The sequence below is a fragment of the Micromonospora sp. NBC_01655 genome, from assembly GCF_026339755.1.
Classification (GTDB): Bacteria; Actinomycetota; Actinomycetes; order Mycobacteriales; family Micromonosporaceae; genus Micromonospora.
The window spans coordinates 2,015,001-2,031,694 of record NZ_JAPEQF010000001.1 but is presented as its reverse complement, the minus strand read 5'-3'; the positions used below and the strand labels follow the sequence as shown (position 1 = coordinate 2,031,694).

General features: G+C 71.2%; 9 protein-coding genes and 2 rRNA genes (1 of these 11 only partly in view). 3 read left to right on the top strand and 8 right to left on the bottom strand.

Translation table 11 applies throughout. From position 1 onward, the window contains the following. Window positions 1-118 precede the first annotated feature (118 nt). Complete coding sequence (locus tag OOK41_RS09720; RefSeq protein WP_266264070.1) at window positions 119-1,966, top strand: hypothetical protein; 1,848 nt, start codon at window positions 119-121, stop codon at window positions 1,964-1,966. Window positions 1,967-2,111: 145 nt separating this feature from the next. Here the strand turns inward: OOK41_RS09720 and OOK41_RS09715 are convergent, their stop codons facing one another. From OOK41_RS09715 to ndk, 3 genes are all read right to left on the bottom strand, one after another. Then, complete coding sequence (locus OOK41_RS09715) at window positions 2,112-2,813, bottom strand: 1-acyl-sn-glycerol-3-phosphate acyltransferase (protein WP_266264068.1); 702 nt, start codon at window positions 2,811-2,813, stop codon at window positions 2,112-2,114. A 145-nt stretch (window positions 2,814-2,958) separates the two neighbouring features. Further along, window positions 2,959-6,105: an isoleucine--tRNA ligase gene (ileS, locus tag OOK41_RS09710; RefSeq protein ID WP_266264066.1), complete on the bottom strand. Its 3,147-nt coding sequence runs from the start codon at window positions 6,103-6,105 to the stop codon at window positions 2,959-2,961. A 443-nt stretch (window positions 6,106-6,548) separates the two neighbouring features. Continuing rightward, window positions 6,549-6,974 carry a nucleoside-diphosphate kinase gene (gene ndk, locus OOK41_RS09705; RefSeq protein WP_117672343.1) on the bottom strand — a complete coding sequence of 142 codons (426 nt, stop codon included), beginning with the start codon at window positions 6,972-6,974 and terminating at the stop codon, window positions 6,549-6,551. A gap of 144 nt (window positions 6,975-7,118) precedes the next feature. Here ndk and OOK41_RS09700 point away from each other — a divergent pair, with 144 nt between their 5' ends. Further along, entirely contained in the window at window positions 7,119-8,447 is a 1,329-nt protein-coding gene (locus OOK41_RS09700) for a VOC family protein (RefSeq protein WP_117672341.1), read from the top strand. Between the two features lie 101 nt (window positions 8,448-8,548). Here the strand turns inward: OOK41_RS09700 and OOK41_RS09695 are convergent, their stop codons facing one another. From OOK41_RS09695 to OOK41_RS09685, 3 genes are all read right to left on the bottom strand, one after another. Next, window positions 8,549-8,950, bottom strand: coding sequence for a DUF4233 domain-containing protein (locus OOK41_RS09695; protein WP_266264063.1), 402 nt, complete (start codon window positions 8,948-8,950; stop codon window positions 8,549-8,551). Beyond that, window positions 8,947-10,218, bottom strand: a complete 1,272-nt coding sequence (locus OOK41_RS09690) for a folylpolyglutamate synthase/dihydrofolate synthase family protein (RefSeq protein WP_266267763.1) — start codon at window positions 10,216-10,218, stop codon at window positions 8,947-8,949. Before OOK41_RS09690 ends, OOK41_RS09695 begins: the two co-directional genes overlap by 4 nt. A gap of 104 nt (window positions 10,219-10,322) precedes the next feature. Further along, window positions 10,323-12,941 (bottom strand): valine--tRNA ligase, encoded by a 2,619-nt coding sequence (locus OOK41_RS09685; RefSeq protein WP_117672335.1) that lies wholly within the window; start codon window positions 12,939-12,941, stop codon window positions 10,323-10,325. A 69-nt stretch (window positions 12,942-13,010) separates the two neighbouring features. On the opposite strand from OOK41_RS09685, the gene OOK41_RS09680 reads away from it, so the two are divergent. Next, the gene (locus OOK41_RS09680) at window positions 13,011-13,694 is read left to right on the top strand and encodes a hypothetical protein (protein ID WP_266264060.1); all 684 of its coding nucleotides are present in this window, start codon (window positions 13,011-13,013) and stop codon (window positions 13,692-13,694) included. Window positions 13,695-13,809: 115 nt separating this feature from the next. Here OOK41_RS09680 and rrf read toward each other — a convergent pair. Beyond that, window positions 13,810-13,926: ribosomal RNA gene (gene rrf / locus OOK41_RS09675) — 5S ribosomal RNA — on the bottom strand. An 85-nt stretch (window positions 13,927-14,011) separates the two neighbouring features. Then, window positions 14,012-16,694: ribosomal RNA gene (locus OOK41_RS09670) — 23S ribosomal RNA — on the bottom strand (it continues 424 nt past the right edge of the window).

The following is a 16,694-nucleotide window of genomic DNA, read 5'->3' as shown; positions in this document are numbered from 1 at the left end:
GCCGCGCGTCCGGTCCCGCCCCCGGGGAGGACCGGGCCCGCCGCCCGGGACGCGGGCGGATCGCCGTCGGTGGCACGCCGGTACTAACCTCGGACCGGCGCGAGAGGAGATTGCCGCGATGCCGCACCCGCAGCCGGGAGCAGATCGACCGGCCGACGGGGGCACCCCGGCCGCCGACCGGGACCAGGATCCGACCGTCGCCGGCGAGTCGCCCCCCTCCCCCGAACCGTCGCCCGCCGCGCCGGACCCGCGCGGCGCCGCCGCGCCGCCCGCCGACGCGGAGGTGCCGTTCGCAGCCCCGCAGGGCACGTCCGCCGCGACGGCGGTGCCCGTCGCAGACCCGACGGAGGCCGCCACCCCGGCGGGTGACGCCCCCGAGACGGCCGGTTCCGCCGGCGCCCCGGTCGGCGACGCTCCCGACGCGACCACCCCGGTCGGCGACTCCCGGCCGACGGCCGAGGCGCCGGCCCCGCCGGAGCCCACCCGCGTCGACCCCGACCCGGCCCCGGGAACCCGGCCCGAGCCGGTCATCCCGGCCCCGCCGGCCGACACCGCCCCGCGGCCGACCGGCCCGGACCCCACCGCGGTCGAGGCCACCCCGCCACGGACCGGCCCGGACCCGACCCGGATCGACGCCACCCCGCCACGGACCGGCCCGGACCCGACCCGGATCGACGCCACCCCGGGACGGGCCGGCCCGGACCCGGCGCGGGGCGGCGGTGGGCCGGCCCGGGCGGTCGCCCCCGACCCGACGAAGGTCGACGCCCGGCCGGACCGGACCACCGTCGACCCCGCCGCCGCACCGCCGTCGCCAAGGTGGAGCGGCTCCGCGCCGGTCCCACCACCGCCGCACCGCAAACGGAGCTGGGGCGAGTCGGCGGAGCCCACCCCGCCGCCACCCGCCCCGGTCGGGCACGGCCCGCTGCCGCCCCCGGAGAGCCAGGTGCCGGTGGACCCGTGGGCCGGCGTGGACACCGGCAGTTGGGACCTGCACTCCGCCGAGTTGCCACCGCTGCCGCCGACGCTGTCGTACCCGACGCCGCCGGCCACCGGGCGGTACCCCGGGCCGGCCGCCGGCTCGGCGCCCGTCGTCGGGCCCGCGACCCCGCCGCCGTCGGCCCATCCGGCCACCCCACCGCAGGGGGCCTGGCCGGTGTCGCCCGCGGCCCGGCCCGTCAGCCCGCCGCCGCCCGTGGCCCGGCCACTGACGCCGACCCGTCAGATGTCGCCGCCGGCCCCGCCGCGTCAGGTGTCGCCGCCGACCCCGCCGCGTCAGGTGTCGCCGCCGGCCCCGCCGCGCCACCTGCCGCCGGCCCGGCCGGTCGCGTTGCCCCAGCCTCCGCCGAGCCGGCCGGCCCCACCGCCGACGCCGCCGATCGCGCCGAGGGCCCCCCGCCGGCGCCGTCGGCGCTGGCCGTGGGTGCTGCTGCTCAGCATCGCCTGCTGCTGCGGCTGCCCGGCCTACTGGGTGAAGCCGATGTGGGAGCAGTACCCGGCGAAGGCCGCGCTGCCGCAACAGATCTCCGACCTGTCGCTGCGGGACGACGCCCGCAGCCAGGCCGTCGCGAGGGAACTGGAGAACGGGGTACGCCAGGCGCACGTGCTGACCGAGGACACCTTCGCCGGCGTGTACACCTCATCGGCGGGCAAGCCGGTGGCGGTGTTCGGCGGCACCGGGTTCCGGCTGACCCCGGAGAGCGACGCGGACGACGAGCTGACCCGGCTGACGCAGCCCTACCAGCTCCGGGAGAAGCAGGTGGTGGAGACCGGCGTCCGGGGCCGGTTCGAGCGCTGCGCCGTCGGCGCGCTCGACGGTACCGACGTGGTGGTCTGCACCTCGGTCGACCACGGCAGCCTCACCACCGGCGTGTTCACCCAGCTCTCCGTCGACGACAGCGCCCGACTGCTGGACACCATGCGCGAGCAGATCGTCACGCCCCACCAGGGCACCGGCGCGGCGGGCTGAGCCCCCGGCGGTCCGCAGCCGCGACGATGCCCGGACGGCCCGCGTCAGGAAGCGGCTCGACCGGCTCGCCGACATCGACGCGGTCGGCGCCCGGGAGAGGCGGCGCGGCAACGACCCACCGTGGCCGCGCGGGGTGGTGGGCCGGTCAGGCCCGGGCCGGCGGCTCGCCCTCGGCCGACGGATGCGCGCGGGGCGGGGTGTGGCGCGGCACGTACTCCTGGCCGGTGAGCTTCTGGATCTCGCTCATCACCTCGTCGGTCATCTCCCGCAGCGAGGTCCGGTCGTCCGGGCGGCCGGTGAAGTCCAGCGGCTTGCCGAACCGCACGACGATGTCCGCCCGGCCCGGCCGGGGCACCCTGGCGCCGATCGGCTGCGCCTTGTCGGTGCCGATCATGCCGACCGGGATGATCGGGACACCGGCAGCGACCGCCAGCCGGGCGGCCCCGGTGCGGCCACGGTAGAGCCGGCCGTCGGGCGAGCGGGTCCCCTCCGGGTAGACGGCGACCAGGTCACCGGCCTTCAGCACCGGGATCGCCGCGTCGAACGCGGACAGCGCGGCCCGGCCGCCGGCCCGCTCGACCGGGATGGCCCCCAGCCCGGTGAGCACGAACTTCGAGAACGCGCCCTTCGGGCCGGTGCCCTTGAAGTACTCCGACTTGGCCCAGAACGCCAGGTGTCGGGGCACGACCGTGCCGAGGAACAGCTCGTCGGCGACGGAGAGGTGGTTGCCGGCGAAGATGGCACCGCCGGCCTCCGGGATGTGCTCCAAACCCTCCACGGTCGGTCGGAAGGCCAACCGGAGCGCGGGCGCCACGGTGAGCCTGCCGATGGTGTAGAGCAGCGGCACTGGTCCTCCGGCGGTCGTACTGAACGGGGCGGTGTCACGGTAGCCGACGCGGTCACGCCGGACCGAACGGGTGGCCGGCCGTCCGCCGCGTGGCGGAGGTCGGCCGGGGAGGGGCCGGCACGGAACCGGGCCCCTCCCCCACATCTCACACCCGGCGGACGGCCACCGTCACCGGTTCGCCCTCGCCGACCTCGCCGGTGAAGCCGGTGACCCCGTCGGTCACGTCGACGGTGTCGGCGAGCACCTCCCGGGCCACGAAGTCGGTGTACGCCGACACGGCCGCCCGGACCTCCGCCGACGCCGACAGCGTCAGCGCGATCCGGTCGGAGACGTCCAGGCCGGCGTCCCGACGGGCCTGCTGCACCACCCGGACCACGTCCCGGGCCAGCCCTTCGGCGGCCAGCTCCGGAGTGACCCCGGTGTCCAGCACGACCACGCCCTCGCCGCCGGGCAGCGGCGCGGAGTGCTCCACGTCGGCGGCGACCAGGCGCAGCTCGTACTCGCCCTCGGCGAGGGTGACCCCGGCGGCGACCGGGGCGCCGTCGACCAGCTCCCACTCCCCCGCCTTGACCGCCTTGATCACCTGCTGGATCTGCTTGCCGACCCGGGGCCCCAGCGCCCGGGGCACCACGGTCAGCACCTGCTGGCAGTACGCGGACACCTCCTCGGAGAACTCCACGACCTTCACGTTGACCTCGTCGGCGACCAGGTCGGCGAACGGGCGCAGCTGCGCCGCCGCCGACGAGGCCACGGTCAGCCGCGCCAGCGGCAGCCGCACCCGCAGGCCCTTGGCCTTGCGCAGCGACAGCGCCGCCGAGCAGACGTCCCGGACGGCGTCCATGGCGGCGACGAGGTCGTGGTCGGCCGGGAACCCGTCCGCGGCCGGCCAGTCCGTCAGGTGCACCGACCGCTCCCCGGTGAGGCCGCGCCAGATCTCCTCGGCGGTCAGCGGCGCCAGCGGCGCCACCACCCGGCAGAGCGTCTCCAGCACCGTCCACAGCGTGTCGAACGCCTCGGCGTCACCGGACCAGAACCGGTCCCGGGACCGGCGGACGTACCAGTTGGTCAGCGCGTCCAGGAAGGACCGGACGGTGGCGCAGGCGCCGGAGATGTCGTACGCGTCGAGCTGCCCCTGCGCCGTGGCGACCAGCTCGTTCGTCTTCGCCAGCACGTACCGGTCGAGCAGGTGCGTCGAGTCGGTCCTGCGCCGCGCGGTGTGGCCGTCGGCGTTGGCGTAGAGCGAGAAGAAGTACCAGACGTTCCACAGCGGCAGCAGCACCTGCCGGACGGCGTCCCGGATGCCCGCCTCGGTGACCGGCATGTCCCCGCCGCGCAGCACCGGCGAGGACATCAGCATCCAGCGCATCGCGTCCGAGCCGTACGCGTCGAAGACGTGGTACACGTCCGGGTAGTTGCGCAGGCTCTTGGACATCTTGCGCCCGTCGGAGCCGAGCAGGATGCCGTGGCTGAGGCAGTTGCGGAACGCCGGCCGGTCGAACAGCGCGGTGGCCAGCACGTGCATGGTGTAGAACCAGCCCCGGGTCTGCCCGATGTACTCGACGATGAAGTCGCCCGGGTAGTGGTGCTCGAACCAGTCGGCGTTCTCGAACGGGTAGTGCACCTGGGCGAACGGCATCGAGCCGGACTCGAACCAGCAGTCCAGCACCTCCGGCACCCGGCGCATCACCGACTTCCCGGTGGGGTCGTCCGGGTTGGGGCGGACCAGGTCGTCCACCGCCGGCCGGTGCAGGTCGGTCAGCCGTACGCCGAAGTCCCGCTCGATCTCCTCCAGCGAGCCGTACACGTCCGTCCGGGGGTAGCTCGGGTCGTCGGAGCGCCACACCGGGATCGGCGAGCCCCAGAACCGGTTCCGGCTGATCGACCAGTCCCGGGCGTTGGCCAGCCACTTGCCGAACGAGCCGTCCTTGATGTGCCCCGGGGTCCAGTTGATCTGCTGGTTCAGCTCGACCATCCGGTCCTTGAACCTGGTCACCGCGACGAACCAGGACGACACCGCCTTGTAGACCAGCGGGGTGTCGCAGCGCCAGCAGTGCGGGTACGAGTGGGTGTAGGTGTCCTGCTTGAGCACCACCCCCCGCTCCTTCAACTCCCGGATCACCGGCTTGTTGACGTCGAACACCTGCTCGCCCTGGTACGGCGGGACCAGCGCGGTGAACCGGGTGTGGTCGTCCACCGTGACCACGGTCGGGATGCCGGCCGCATTGCACACGTTCTGGTCGTCCTCGCCGAAGGCGGGGGCCAGGTGGACGATCCCGGTGCCGTCCTCGGTGGTGACGAACTCCGCGCCGAGCACCTGGTAGGCGTTCTCGCCGGCCCGCTCGACGAGGAAGTCGTACAGCGGGGTGTACCGGCGCCCGACCAGGTCCGCGCCGCGCACGGTGCCGACCTGCTCGTAGCCGTCCAGCTCCTTGGCGTACGCGCCGAGCCGCGCCGCGCCCACCACGTACCGCTGGCCGTCGCGCTCCAGCACCGCGTAGTCGATGTCGGGGCCGACGGCGAGCGCCAGGTTCGACGGCAGGGTCCACGGCGTGGTGGTCCACACGCCGAGACGCACCGGCCCCCGCACCAGCTCCGGCGCGTTCCCGTCGGCGGTCAGCTCGAACCAGACCGACAGGGTCGGGTCGTGCCGGTCCCGGTAGACGTCGTCCATCCGGGTCTCGGTGTTCGACAGCGGGGTCTCGCACCGCCAGCAGTACGCCAGCACCCGGAAGCCCTCGTACACCAGACCCTTGTCGTGCAGGGTCTTGAAGGCCCACATGACGCTTTCCATGTAGTCCAGGTCGAGGGTCTTGTAGTCGTTGGCGAAGTCGACCCAGCGGGCCTGCCGGGTGACGTACCGCTCCCAGTCCTGGGTGAACTCCAGCACCGAGCTGCGGCACGCCTCGTTGAACCGGGCCACGCCGAGGTCGAGGATCTCCGCCTTGCTGGTGATGCCGAGCTGCTTCTCGGCCACCACCTCGGCGGGCAGGCCGTGGCAGTCCCAGCCGAAGCGCCGCTCCACCCGACGCCCGCGCATGGTCTGGTAGCGCGGCACCGCGTCCTTGACGTACCCCGTGAAGAGGTGGCCGTAGTGCGGCAGGCCGTTGGCGAACGGCGGGCCGTCGTAGAAGACGTACTCGTTGTCCCCGTCGCGGCCGGCGCCCCGGGCCTCCACCGAGGCCTCGAAGGTCTTGTCGGCCGCCCAGTGCTCCAGGACCCGGCGCTCGACCGCGGGCAGGTCCGGGCTCGCCGGGACGCCGGCGGCGGTCGGGTCGTGCAACGGATAGGCCATCGGGAGTCGCTCTCCTCGCGTCGCGACAACTCCGGCTCGGCGCGGCTGACGCCGCGTGACGGCCCGGAGCCGTCGACCTCACTGGTCGTGTGGTCTGCGAGGACGAGCCCCTCCGGTACGCCGTCGCCGGCGCCCGGGGCGGGCCCGCGGTACCACCCCGCTTGGCGGTCAGGATCGACCGCCCGCTCGTTGGCCGGCTGTGACGGGCCGGACCCGTCCGGTTCTACTGGGCCGGGGTGAGCCGGCTGTTCTTCCGGAGGCTCGCCGGTGATGGCCGGGTCGTCGCCTGGTCCCCCAACAATACGCGACCCGCCCCGGCGCCCGCCTCCGACTATTCACCGCCCCGGCGGCGGCGGGATGACCGGCGGCCGGAGAAGCTCACCCGGCTGGCCGGGTGAGCCGGCGGCCGGGCCCACCCCGCCGCGCCCGGCGTCGGAAAGCCGTCAGCCCAGTTCGGGGAACCAGAGCGCGATCTCGCGCTTGGCGCTGTCGGTCGAGTCGGAGGCGTGCACCAGGTTCTCCCGGTTGGACAGGGAGAGGTCGCCGCGGATGGTGCCGGCGGCGGCCCTGCGGCCGTCCGTGCTGCCGATCATGCCGCGCACCACCTCGATGACCTGGTCGCCGGAGAGCACCACGGCCACCAGCGGACCGCTGGTCATGAATCCCTTCAGCGGCGGGTAGAAGGCCTTCTCGACGTGCTCGGCGTAGTGCTGGTCGGCGAAGTCGCCGTCCATCGTCCGGGACACCATGGCGTCGATCCGCAGGCCCTTGCGCTCGAAGCGGGAGAGGATCTCACCGACCAGGCCACGGCGGACCGCGTCGGGCTTGATCAGGACGAGGGTGCGCTCGTCCGGGCTGCTGCTGGACACGCTGGGTTCCTCCTGTGCGCGGAAGGCGGCTCGGCTGGGTACGGTCAGCCTAGCGACCCGGTGCGGGCGCCGGCGCGGCGGCTGCGCTATTCCCTGGGTCGCCGATCCGGCCTAGCCTGGCCCTTGACCCCTGGGAGGTCCACAGTGGCGAATGGCGGGAACCGACCCATCGCGCCGGTACGCAAGCTCATCGCGGCGGTGCTGGGCACCGTGGCGACCTTCGTGGTCCTGTTCGGGCTGGGCATGACCAGCTGGGCGATCGTGGCGCTCGGGGTGGCCCTGCTGGTGCTGGCGATCGCGCTGGCCACGGTGCGCGGCGGCGGCCGGACCTGGGTGGTCGGCGTCGGCCACGTGCACAGCGCCTCCGAGCCGCCCAGCGCGTACGCGTTCGGCCGGTGCGAGTTGCAGCTCGTCATCGACGCGCCCGGTCTGCCGCCCCGGTCGAAGAAGATCATCGAGCCGCGGGTCCCGGTGGCGAAGTGGCCCTCGATCGGGCAGGCCCTGCCGATCCGGGTGGCCCTGGACGACCAGCGGCACGTCCGCGTCCTCTGGGACGAGGTGCCCACGCACGCCGAGACCGCCGCGGCGACGATGGCCGACCTCCCGCCCGAGTACGCCGGCGCCGACCCGGTCGACGAGGTGCTGATCCAGCAGGAGGCGCCGCCGTGGGCCGGCCGCAATCCGGACGACGACTTCCGCGACGATCTCCGCGACCCGCCCGGCTTCCCCGACGACCTGCGTGACCCGCTTGGGCCCGACCCGCTGCGCGACGACGACCTCGGCCCGCTGCCGGAGGGCCGGGAGCCGGTCGTGATGCACCAGCGTCCGGGCGGCCCGGTCGTGCTGGAGGGGACGGTGGTGGAGCCGGCCCCCGGCCCGCTGCCCCGGCGGGCCACCCCGGCCCCCCGCCCGCCGGCCGACGAACGCTTCGAGCCGACCGTCGCCGTCGAGACCATCGACGCGGGCGCCCCGGCCGACCCCATCGACGTGCCGCTGGACGACCCGGCCCCGCGCCCCGGGCCGGCCCCCGACCAGCACGAGCTGGACGAGGCGATCTTCGGCTACGACCCGGAGGCCGAGGCCGTCGACGCGGCGGCCCCGATCAGCGGGGTCGGCATCACCCTGCTGGTCACCGTCCTGGACCGGTCGCTGGAGTTCTACCGGGACACCCTCGGCTTCGAGGAGGTCGACCGGGGCACCGGCAACGCCGTGCTCGCCTCCGGGGCGACCCGGCTGGTGCTGCGCGAGGTCACCGGCGCCGCCCCGATGAGCCGCCGCCTGGTCCACGTCAACCTGGAGGTCGACGACATCCAGGGCGCGTACGAGCGACTGCGCGACTCCGGCGTCCGCTTCACGTACGCCCCCCGGGTGGTGAACCGGGGCACCAAGCTGGAGGTCTGGGCGGCGGCCTTCCGCGACCCGGACGGCCACGGCGTCGCCCTCACCCAGTGGCGCACCCGCGCCGACGCCTGAGCGGCGGGACGGGACCAGGCCGCCCGGCACCGGATCCCGCGCCGCAGGCCCGCCCTGACCACCGCCCCGCTGCCGCCACGCCCACCCCGGCGGGCGGTGGCTCAGCGGCCGAGGATCACCCGGCGCACGTGCAGGGCGTATCCCCAGACCAGGGCGAAGATGATCCCCAGCACCAGCAGCGACCAGTGCAACAGCCCGGCGAGCAGCAGCGCCCCCTGGAGCACCGTGCCGGCGTGCCAGGCCCACCGCCGGCGCATCATCCCGGCGAGCACCACCGCCGTCACGGCCAGCCCCACGATCACCGCGACGGCCGCGCCGCTGAGTTCCCCGCCGACCACCCGGATCGGCTGGATCGCGAGCAGCAGCACCAGCGCCTCCAGGCCGAGTGTCCCGGCGCCCAGGCCGCGCACCGCCCCCTCGGGGTTGCGTAGCCCGGAGCGCCGCTGACCCGACCCGTCGACGGCGTCCTCCGCCGGGCGGTCGGGGTCCGCCGGGGCGGTCATCGCTTCAGCAGCCGGCGGGCGTCGGCCACGGTCACCACCGACCCGGTGATCAGCACGCCGACCCCGGACAGCTCGCCGGGGACGTCGGACTCGGCCTCGGCCACCGCCGCCTCGATCGCCTCGGGCATCTCCTCGGCCACCTCCACCCGGTCCGCCCCGAAGACCTCCCGGGCCAGCGCGGCCAGTTCGTCGGCCGGCATCGCCCGCGGCGAGCTGTTGCGGGTGACCACCAGCGAGTCGAGCACCGGCTCCAGCAGTTCCAGCAGGCTCGCCGCGTCCTTGTCGCCGAGCACGGCGAGCACACCGACCAGCTTGCTGAACGCGAACTCCTCCTGGACGGCGCTCACCGTGGCCGCCATCCCGTGCGGGTTGTGCGCCCCTTCGAGCAGGATCGTCGGCGCGGTGCGCACCTTCTCCAGCCGGCCGGGCGAGCTGGCGGTGGCGAAGCCCTCCCGGACGGCCTCCACGTCGAGCTGCCGGTTCGCCCCGGCCCCGAGGAACGCCTCCACGGCGGCGAGCGCCACCGCCGCGTTCTGCGCCTGGTGCGCGCCGTGCAGCGGGACGAAGACCTCCTCGTACACCCCGCCGAGGCCCTGGATGCTGAGCACCTGGCCGCCGACCGCCACCGAACGGCGCAGCACGCCGAACTCCGACCCCTCGCGGGCGACCGTCGCGCCGACCTCGGCGCAGCGCTCCAGGATCGGCCGGGCCGCCTCCTCCTCCTGCGCCGCGCAGACGACCGTGGCCCCCTTGTGGATGATCCCGGCCTTGTGCAGGGCGATGTCCTGGAGGGTGTCGCCCAGCCACTCGGTGTGGTCCAGCCCGATCGGGGTGAGCACCGCGACGCCGGCCTGGATCACGTTGGTGGCGTCCTCCGCCCCGCCGAGGCCCACCTCGACCACCGCGACGTCGACCGGGGCGTCCGCGAAGGTGGCGAACGCCAGCGCGGTGGTCAGGTCGAAGTAGGTCAGCGGCTCGGCGGAACGCTGGTCGACCAGCTCGGCCAACGGCACCACCTCGCGGTACGTGGCCACGAAGCGTTCCTCGCTGACCGGCTCCCCGTCCAGGCTGATCCGCTCCCGGACGGTCTCCAGGTGCGGGCTGGTGTACCGGCCGGTGTGCAGCCCGAACGCCCGCAGCAGCGAGTCGATCATCCGGGCGGTCGAGGTCTTGCCGTTGGTCCCGGTCAGGTGGATCGACGGGTACGCCCGCTGCGGGCTGCCGAGCAGGTCGAGCAGCGTCTCGATCCGGTCCAGCTCGAAGTGCATGCGGGTGAACCCGCGCGCGGCCAGCTCGGCGTCGACGGCGGCGAACTCGCCGCGGTCGCCGCCGCCGTCGCGAGCGGCGCGGTGGGTGCGATCGTTACGGTCGGTCACGAGGGCAGCGCCTCCAGAGCGGCGTCGATGCGGACCAGGTCGGCCTCGGCGGTGGCGAGCCGACCACGGATCTTGGCGACCACCGGCTCCGGGGCCTTCCCCACGAACGCCGGGTTGTCCAGCTTCGCGCGGGCCTGCGCCACCTCCTTCTCGGCGGCGGCGCGGTCCTTGGTCAGCCGGGCCCGCTCGGCGGCCACGTCGATCGAGCCCCGGGTGTCCAGCGCGACGCTCACCTCGCCGGGCATGGCCAGGGTCGCGCTGGCCTGGAAGTCGTCGCCGGCCGGGTCGAGCCGGACCAGCGAGCGGACCAGCCGCTCGTGGGCGGCGATGCCCGCGCCGGCCAGGCCGTCGAGCCGGGCGACCACCCGCTGGGTGGGCCGCAGGCCCTGGTCCGAGCGGAACCGCCGGATCTCGGTCACCACCCGCTGGACGGTGCCGACCTCGCCCTCCGCGGCGTCGTCGATCCCGGTACGGTCGGCGACCGGCCACGCGGCGGTCAGCACCGTCTCCCCGCCGGTCAGCGCGATCCACAGCTCCTCGGTGACGAACGGGATCACCGGGTGCAGCAGCCGCAGGAGCTGGTCCAGCACGTGCCCGAGCACCCGCCGGGTGGCGTCGGCCGCCGCCCCGCCCTCGGCGAGCACCGGCTTGCTCAACTCCACGTACCAGTCGCAGACGTCGTCCCAGGCGAAGTGGTACAGCAGGTCGCAGACCTTCGCGAACTCGTACGCCTCGAACTGCTCGTCCACCTCGGCGGTGACGTGTGCCAGCCGGGACAGGATCCACCGGTCGACGGTGGAGAGCTGCTCGGCCGGGGGCAGCGGACCGCCGGTGTTGGCGCCGTTCATCAGCGCGAACCGGGTGGCGTTCCACAGCTTGTTGCAGAAGTTGCGGGAGCCCTGGCACCAGTCCTCGCTGACCGGGACGTCCTGGCCGGGGTTGGCGCCCCGGGCGAGGGTGAACCGGGTGGCGTCCGCGCCGAACCGGTCGATCCAGTCCAGCGGGTCGACCACGTTGCCGAACGACTTCGACATCTTCTTGCCGTGCTCGTCGCGCACCATCCCGTGCAGGGCGACCACGTCGAACGGCTGCCGGCCGTCCATCGCGTAGAGGCCGAACATCATCATCCGGGCGACCCAGAAGAACAGGATGTCGTACCCGGTGACCAGGACGCTGGTCGGGTAGAACTTCGCCAGGTCCGGGGTCTGCTCCGGCCAGCCGAGGGTGGAGAACGGCCACAGGCCGCTGGAGAACCAGGTGTCCAGGACGTCCTCGTCCTGGTGCCAGCCCTCGCCGGCCGGCGGCTCCTCGTCCGGGCCGACGCAGACGATCTCGCCGTCCGGGCCGTACCAGACCGGGATGCGGTGGCCCCACCAGAGCTGGCGGGAGATGCACCAGTCGTGCATGTTGTCGACCCAGGCGAAGTAGCGCTTGGCCAGCTCGGCCGGCTCGACCTTCACCCGGCCGTCGCGCACCGCGTCCCCGGCCGCCTTGGCCAGCGGCGTGGTGTTGACGAACCACTGCAACGACAGCCGCGGCTCGACCGTGGTCCTGCACCGCGAGCAGTGGCCCACCGCGTGCACGTACGGCCGCTTCTCGGCCACGATCAGGCCCTGCTCGCGCAGCGCGGCGACGATCGCCGGGCGGGCCTCGTACCGGTCCAGGCCCTCGAACGGGCCCGGCGCCGTGATGATGCCGCGCTCGTCCATGATCGTCAGGGCCGGCAGGTCGTGCCGCTGGCCGATCTCGAAGTCGTTCGGGTCGTGCGCGGGGGTCACCTTCACCATGCCGGTGCCGAAGCTCGGGTCGACGTGCTCGTCGGCGACGATCGGGATGCGCCGGTCCGTCAGCGGCAGGGCGACCTCGGTGCCGATCAGGTGCCGGTACCGCTCGTCGTCGGGGTGCACCGCCACCGCGGTGTCGCCGAGCATCGTCTCGGCGCGGGTGGTGGCCACCACGACCTCGTCGCCGTACCGGATCGAGATCAGCTCACCGTCGTCGTCGGTGTGCTCCACCTCGATGTCGGACAGGGCGGTCAGGCAGCGCGGGCACCAGTTGATGATCCGGTTGGCCCGGTAGATCAACCCGTCGTCGAAGAGCTTCTTGAACATGGTCTGCACGGCCCGGGACAGCCCCGCGTCCATGGTGAAGCGCTCGCGGTCCCAGTCGACCCCGTCGCCGAGGCGGCGCATCTGGCCCAGGATCGCGCCGCCGGACTCGGCCTTCCACTGCCACACCCGCTCGACGAACTTCTCCCGGCCCAGGTTGTGGCGGGACAGGCCCTCGCCAGCAAGCTGCCGCTCGACCAGGTTCTGGGTGGCGATACCGGCGTGGTCCATGCCCGGCAGCCAGAGCGCCTCGAAGCCCTGCATCCGCTTGCGCCGGGTCAGGGCGTCCATCAGGGTGTGCTCGAACGCGTGGCCCATGTGCAGCGAGCCGGTCACGTTGGGCGGCGGGATGACGATGGCGAAGGGCGGCTTGTCGCTGCGGGCCGACGCCCGGAAGTGCCCGGCGGCTACCCACTGCTCGTACCGTCGCTGCTCTACCTCGCCGGGCTGGTACTGGGCGGGCAGGGTCGGGGCGTCGGGGCGTCGGGCATCCAGTCTCTCGGTCACCCTGAAAGTCTACGGAGCGCTTCCGCGGACCCGACGTGCGCCACCTGCCCTTCGCGTACGGTGTCGGCTATGTCCGACGCACATCTCACCGAGCGACCGCTCGCCGACGAGCCAGAGCCGATCAACCTCACCGAGGAACCGATCCGGCTCAGCAACCGGGACCCGGAGGACGCCGCCGGGCGGCGCGGTCCCCGGTCCCGGCGCCGACGGATCGCCCTCACGGTGGTCCTGGCGGCGGGCCTCGCCGGCATCGGGGCGCTGGGCGTCGCCGGCTGGCGGGTGGCGCAGCAGAAGGACGCCCGGCTGGCCGCCCCGGCCACCGTCGCCGGGCTGCAACGCGACGACAGCGAGCGGGCCCGCAGCACCGCCGACTACCTGCGCGCCGGGCTGGCCGCCGACATCGACCTGGATCGCAGCCTCGGTGCCGTGTACCGCGACCCGGCGGACGACAAGCGCTCGGTGCTGATCTTCGGCGGCACCACCCTGCTGTGGCAGCCCGAACGTGACCTGGACACCCTCTTCGGCCTGATGGCCGACGAGACCGGGAAGGTCACCGGGCTGCGCGAGGTGCCGGCGGGCGGGCTCGGTGGGGTGATGAAGTGCGGCACCACCAGCGGCGACGGCGGCGACTTCGCCGTCTGCGGCTGGGCGGACCACGGCAGCGTCGCGATGGCCATGTTCCCGGGGCGCACGGTGGACGCCGCCGGTGACCTGATGCGGCGGATCCGCGAGGACGTGCAGACCCGCTCCTGAGCGGGTGCCCCCGGGGGCCGCGCTGGGGCGGTCACGCCGGAGCGGCACCGGTCGCGATCCGGGCACGGAAACGCGTCAGGGCCACCCCCGAAGGGGTGGCCCTGACCGAAAGAATGTCCGGCGGTGTCCTACTCTCCCACACCCTCCCGAGTGCAGTACCATCGGCGCTGGAGGGCTTAGCTTCCGGGTTCGGAATGTAACCGGGCGTTTCCCCTCCGCCATGACCGCCGTAACTCTATCGACATATCAAACAACACCAACACAACTGGTCTGTTGTTCATTTGCCGAGAGTTGCACAGTGGACGCGTAGCAGCTTAGTAATCAAGTCCTCGGCCTATTAGTACCGGTCAACTCAACCCGTTACCGAGCTTACATCTCCGGCCTATCAACCCAGTCGTCTAGCTGGGGGCCTTACCCCCTCAAAGAGGGGTGGGATACCTCATCTTGAAGCAGGCTTCCCGCTTAGATGCTTTCAGCGGTTATCCCTTCCGAACGTAGCCAACCAGCCGTGCCCCTGGCGGGACAACTGGCACACCAGAGGTTCGTCCGTCCCGGTCCTCTCGTACTAGGGACAGCCCTTCTCAAGTATCCTACGCGCACGGCGGATAGGGACCGAACTGTCTCACGACGTTCTAAACCCAGCTCGCGTACCGCTTTAATGGGCGAACAGCCCAACCCTTGGGACCTGCTACAGCCCCAGGATGCGACGAGCCGACATCGAGGTGCCAAACCATCCCGTCGATATGGACTCTTGGGGAAGATCAGCCTGTTATCCCCGGGGTACCTTTTATCCGTTGAGCGACACCGCTTCCACTCGCAAGTGCCGGATCACTAGTCCCGACTTTCGTCCCTGCTCGACCTGTCAGTCTCACAGTCAAGCTCCCTTGTGTACTTGCACTCAACACCTGATTGCCAACCAGGCTGAGGGAACCTTTGGGCGCCTCCGTTACCCTTTAGGAGGCAACCGCCCCAGTTAAACTACCCACCAGACACTGTCCCTGAACCGGATAACGGCCCGAAGTTAGATACCCAAATCAACCAGAGTGGTATTTCAAGATTGCCTCCACCCATACTGGCGTATGGACTTCACCGGCTCCCACCTATCCTACACAAGCTAATTCGGATACCAATGTCAAGCTATAGTAAAGGTCCCGGGGTCTTTCCGTCCTGCCGCGCGTAACGAGCATCTTTACTCGTAATGCAATTTCGCCGGGCCTGTGGTTGAGACAGTGGGGAAGTCGTTACGCCATTCGTGCAGGTCGGAACTTACCCGACAAGGAATTTCGCTACCTTAGGATGGTTATAGTTACCACCGCCGTTTACTGGCGCTTAAGTTCTCCGCTTCGCCCCGAAGAGCTAACAGGTCCCCTTAACGTTCCAGCACCGGGCAGGCGTCAGTCCATATACATCGAATTACTTCTTCGCATGGACCTGTGTTTTTAGTAAACAGTCGCTTCCCCCTGCTCTCTGCGGCCATACAACGCTCCACCCGCAAGGGGCTTCACGTCTCCGGCCCCCCTTCTCCCTAAGTTACGGGGGCAATTTGCCGAGTTCCTTAACCACAGTTCGCCCGATCGCCTCGGTATTCTCTACCTGACCACCTGTGTCGGTTTGGGGTACGGGCCGCTAAGAACTCGCTAGAGGCTTTTCTCGGCAGCATAGGATCACTGACTTCACCTGAATCGGCTCGGCATCACGTCTCAGCCACATGTGTTGCGGATTTGCCTACAACACGGCCTACACGCTTACCCCGGCACAACCACCGGCCGGGATCAGCTACCTTCCTGCGTCACCCCATCGCTTGACTACTACCCGCCAGGTTCCCACGCTCCCCCAGATCAGTCCGAAGACCTCACCAAGATCGGATGGTTAGCACAACGAAGTTCATCAGGGACGCTCTTTCGCGGGTACGGGAATATCAACCCGTTGTCCATCGACTACGCCTCTCGGCCTCGCCTTAGGTCCCGACTCACCCAGGGCGGATTAGCCTGGCCCTGGAACCCTTGGTCATCCGGCGGAAGGGTTTCTCACCCTTCTTTCGCTACTCATGCCTGCATTCTCACTCGTGCCGCGTCCACAACTGGGTCACCCCGCTGCTTCACCCCCGGCACGACGCTCCCCTACCCATCCACACACCTGCACGCACCATCAAGGGCACGCGAGATTAAAATGTGAATGCCACAGCTTCGGCGGTGTGCTTGAGCCCCGCTACATTGTCGGCGCGGAACCACTTGACCAGTGAGCTATTACGCACTCTTTAAAGGGTGGCTGCTTCTAAGCCAACCTCCTGGTTGTCTATGCGACCCCACATCCTTTTCCACTTAGCACACGCTTAGGGGCCTTAGCTGGTGATCTGGGCTGTTTCCCTCTCGACTACGAAGCTTATCCCCCGCAGTCTCACTGCCGCGCTCTCACTTACCGGCATTCGGAGTTTGGCTGATTTCGGTAAGCTTGTGGGCCCCCTAGACCATCCAGTGCTCTACCTCCGGCAAGAAACACGCGACGCTGCACCTAAATGCATTTCGGGGAGAACCAGCTATCACGGAGTTTGATTGGCCTTTCACCCCTAACCACAGGTCATCCCCCAACTTTTCAACGTTGGTGGGTTCGGCCCTCCACGCGGTCTTACCCGCGCTTCAGCCTGCCCATGGCTAGATCACTCCGCTTCGGGTCTAGGACACGCGACTGAACGCCCTATTCAGACTCGCTTTCGCTACGGCTCCCCCACACGGGTTAACCTCGCCACATGCCACTAACTCGCAGGCTCATTCTTCAAAAGGCACGCCGTCACCCCGCAAGGCTCCGACGGATTGTAGGCGAACGGTTTCAGGTACTATTTCACTCCCCTCCCGGGGTACTTTTCACCATTCCCTCACGGTACTCGTCCGCTATCGGTCACCAGGAAGTATTTAGGCTTACCAGGTGGTCCTGGCAGATTCACGGCAGATTACAGGGGTCCGCCGCTACTCGGGAACACCCACAGAAGACCAGCCACTTTCA